Genomic DNA, 4,066 nt, shown 5'->3' on the forward strand with positions numbered 1-4,066 from the left:
GCGGCCGGTGTTGGCGGAGAAGCACAGGTCGGGCGCGGCCCGCGGACCGGCCGCCGCCAGCGACGGCGCAGGGGAGGAAACCGGTGCGAACCCGGTGCGGTCCCGCCACTGTGACCGCGGTTCACCGGACCTCCGGTGGAGCGCGGGAGCCAGGAACTCCTGCCGTCCTCCACCGGCCCGGGGCGCGGACCCCGAGGAAGGCTTGAAAGCCATGCGCCGTCGCGTGCCCGGGCCCTCGTGGTCGCCCGTGCCGATGCCCATGTCCGTGCCCGCAGGCACTCGCCCGTTCGCCTCCGAGGCCGGGAGGGCCTTCGCATGATTCTGCTGCTGTCGACGTCCGACACCGACCTGCTGAGCGCCCGTGCCTCCGAGGGGCCGGTGCGCTACCGGCTCGGCAACCCGGCCCGGCTGGCTCCCGAGGACCTGCCCGCCCTGGTGGAGGGCACCGACCTGGTCGTGGTCCGTCTGCTCGGCGGCCGCCGTGCCTGGCAGGAGGGCCTGGACGCGCTGCTCGCCGGCCCCCGCCCGGTGGTCGTGCTGACCGGTGAGCAGGCCCCCGACGCCCAGCTGATGGAGCTGTCCACCGTGCCGGCCGGCATCGCGGCCGAGGCGCACGCCTACCTGGCGCACGGCGGCGCGGCCAACCTCGCCGAGCTCGGCGCCTTCCTCTCCGACACCGTGCTGCTCACCGGCCACGGCTTCGCCCCGCCCGCCTCCGCCCCGGCCTGGGGCCCGCTGGAGCGCGCGGCCCGGACGGCCGGGGGTCCGACCGTCGCGGTGCTCTACTACCGCGCCCACCACATGAGCGGCAACACCGCGTTCGTGGAGACCCTCTGCCGGGCGGTCGAGGACCAGGGCGCCCAGGCCCGCGCGTACTACTGCGCCTCGCTGCGCGGCGCCGAGCCGGAGCTGCTGGCCGCCCTCGGCGAGGCCGACGCGATCGTCACCACCGTGCTCGCCGCCGGCGGCACCCGGCCGGCCGACGCGCAGGCCGGCGGGGACGAGGAGGCCTGGGACGCCGGCGCGCTCGCCGCGCTGGACCGCCCGATCCTCCAGGCGCTCTGCCTGACCTGGTCGCGCGCCCAGTGGGAGGCCAGCGACGACGGCCTGTCCCCGCTGGACACCGCCACCCAGGTCGCGGTGCCCGAGTTCGACGGCCGGCTGATCACCGTCCCCTTCTCCTTCAAGGAGCTGGACGAGGACGGCCTGACCGTCTACGCCGCCGACGAGGAGCGCTCCGCCCGGGTCGCCGGGATCGCCGTCGCGCACGCCCGGCTGCGGCACCTCCCGGCCGCCGAGCGCCGGCTCGCGCTGGTGCTGTCCGCCTACCCGACCAAGCACGCCCGGGTCGGCAACGCCGTCGGCCTGGACACCCCGGCCAGCGCGATCCGGCTGCTGACCGCGCTGCGCGAGGAGGGCATGGACCTCGGGGACGCGCTGCCGGGCCTGGACGACGCGGGTGAGCACGAGCACGAGGGCGACGCCCTCATCCACGCGCTGATCGCCGCCGGCGGCTACGACCAGGACTGGCTCACCGAGGACCAGCTGGCCCGCAACCCGGTGCGCATCCCGGCCGCCGACTACCGCCGCTGGTACGCCACCCTGCCCGAGGGCCTGCGCGCCCGGGTCGAGGAGCACTGGGGCCCGGCCCCCGGCGAGCTGTACGTCGACCGCTCGCGGAACCCGGACGGCGACATCGTGCTCGCCGCGATCCGCTCCGGGAACCTGCTGGTGCTCATCCAGCCGCCGCGCGGCTTCGGCGAGAACCCGGTCGCGATCTACCACGACCCGGACCTCCCGCCGTCCCACCACTACCTGGCCGCCTACCGCTGGATCGCCGCCGCCCAGGCCGACGGCGGCTTCGGCGCGCACGCCGTCGTCCACCTCGGCAAGCACGGCAACCTGGAGTGGCTGCCCGGCAAGACCGCCGCGCTGTCCGCCGAGTGCGGCCCGGACGCCGTGCTCGGCGATCTGCCGCTGGTCTACCCGTTCCTGGTCAACGACCCGGGCGAGGGCACCCAGGCCAAGCGCCGCGCCCACGCCACCCTGGTCGACCACCTGGTGCCGCCGATGGCCCGCGCCGACTCCTACGGCGACATCGCCCGCCTGGAGCAGCTGCTCGACGAGCACTCCAACATCGCCGCGATGGACCCGGCCAAGCTGCCCGCGATCCGCGCCCAGATCTGGACGCTGATCCAGGCCGCCAGGCTCGACCACGACCTCGGCCTGGAGGAGCGCCCCGAGGACGACGGCTTCGACGACTTCCTGCTGCACGTCGACGGCTGGCTCTGCGAGGTCAAGGACGCCCAGATCCGCGACGGCCTGCACGTCCTCGGCCAGGCGCCGGCCGGCACCGACCGGGTCAACATCGTGCTCGCCATCCTGCGCGCCCGGCAGATCTGGGGCGGCGTCAGCGCGCTGCCCGGCCTGCGCGAGGCGCTCGGGCTGGACGAGGCCGCGCTGACCCTGGGCGCCACCGACGCGGCCGAGGCGAAGGCCCGCGAGCTGGTCGAGGCGATGGAGGCGGCCGACTGGGCGCCCGAGGCGGTGGAGAAGGTCGCCGCGGGCCTGCCGGACGCGGTCCGTGAGGTGCTGGAGTTCGCCGCCCTCCAGGTGGTGCCCCGGCTGGCCGCGACCACCGACGAGCTGGACGCCGTGCTGCACGCGCTGCGCGGCGGCTTCGTCCCGGCCGGCCCGTCCGGATCGCCGCTGCGCGGGCTGGTCAACGTGCTGCCGACCGGCCGCAACTTCTACTCCGTCGACCCCAAGGCGGTGCCCAGCAAGCTCGCCTGGGAGACCGGGCAGGCGCTCGCCGCCTCGCTGATCGAGCGTTACCGGGCCGACAACGACGGCGCCTACCCGCCGTCGGTGGGCCTGTCGCTGTGGGGCACCAGCGCGATGCGCACCGCCGGTGACGACATCGCCGAGGCGTTCGCGCTGCTGGGCGTGCGCCCGGTGTGGGACGACGCCTCGCGCCGGGTCACCGGTCTGGAGGCGGTCCCGCTGGAGGAGCTGGGCCGCCCGCGGATCGACGTCACGCTGCGCATCTCGGGCTTCTTCCGGGACGCCTTCCCGCACGTGGTCGCGCTGCTCGACGACGCGGTGCGCCTGGCCGCCGCCCAGGAGGAGCCCGACGCGGACAACCACGTGCGCGCCCACGTCCAGGCGGACCTCGCGGTGCACGGCGACGAGCGCAAGGCCACCGTGCGCGTCTTCGGCTCCCGCCCCGGCACCTACGGCGCGGGCCTGCTCCAGCTGATCGACAGCCGCGACTGGCGCACCGACGCCGACCTCGCCGAGGTGTACACGGTCTGGGGCGGCTACGCGTACGGGCGCGGGCTGGACGGCCGCCCGGCCCGCGAGGAGATGGAGACCGCGTACAAGCGGATCACCGTCGCCGCGAAGAACACCGACACCCGCGAGCACGACATCGCCGACTCGGACGACTACTTCCAGTACCACGGCGGCATGGTGGCCACCGTGCGCGCGCTCACCGGCAAGGCGCCGACCGCGTACATCGGCGACTCCACCCGCCCGGAGACGGTCCGCACCCGCACCCTGACCGAGGAGGCGGCCCGGGTCTTCCGCGCCCGGGTGGTCAACCCGCGCTGGATCGAGGCGATGCGCCGGCACGGCTACAAGGGCGCCTTCGAGATGGCCGCGACCGTCGACTACCTCTTCGGGTACGACGCCACCACCGGCGTGGTCGCGGACTGGATGTACGAGAAGCTCACCCAGGAGTACGTGCTGGACCCGGTCAACCGGGAGTTCCTGGCGGGCGCCAACCCGTGGGCGCTGCACGGCATCAGCGAGCGGCTGCTGGAGGCGGCGAGCCGGGGGCTGTGGGAGCGGCCGGACCCGGAGCTGATCGAGCAGCTGCAGGCGGCGTTCCTGGAGACCGAGGGCGACCTGGAGGGCGACGAGGGCTGACCCGCCCTGAGCCGTTCGGGTGATCAAGGGGCTGGTGACGGAGCCTCGCCAAGCGGACAATACGGGTCATGCCGCGCCCTCCCCTGCTCACCGGTCCCGTCACCGACTCCGACGGCGACGCCGCCACCGCCCGTCC

Annotated in this window: 1 protein-coding gene and 1 riboswitch; the gene reads left to right on the top strand. The window is 75.2% G+C overall.

Annotated elements, in window-relative coordinates; genetic code table 11:
• Window positions 1-73 precede the first annotated feature (73 nt).
• A riboswitch (cobalamin riboswitch) is annotated at window positions 74-159 on the top strand.
• Window positions 160-315: 156 nt separating this feature from the next.
• Window positions 316-3,930 (top strand): cobaltochelatase subunit CobN, encoded by a 3,615-nt coding sequence (gene cobN, locus ABD308_RS28805; RefSeq protein ID WP_344340725.1) that lies wholly within the window; start codon window positions 316-318, stop codon window positions 3,928-3,930.
• The last annotated feature ends 136 nt before the right edge of the window (window positions 3,931-4,066 follow it).

The organism is Kitasatospora putterlickiae, from assembly GCF_039527695.1.
Classification (GTDB): Bacteria; Actinomycetota; Actinomycetes; order Streptomycetales; family Streptomycetaceae; genus Kitasatospora; species Kitasatospora putterlickiae.

Bases quoted from the DNA above. Each gene is read 5' to 3' on its own strand.
- cobN (WP_344340725.1), top strand. From the start codon at position 316: ATGATTCTGCTGCTGTCGACGTCCGACACCGACCTGCTGAGCGCCCGT.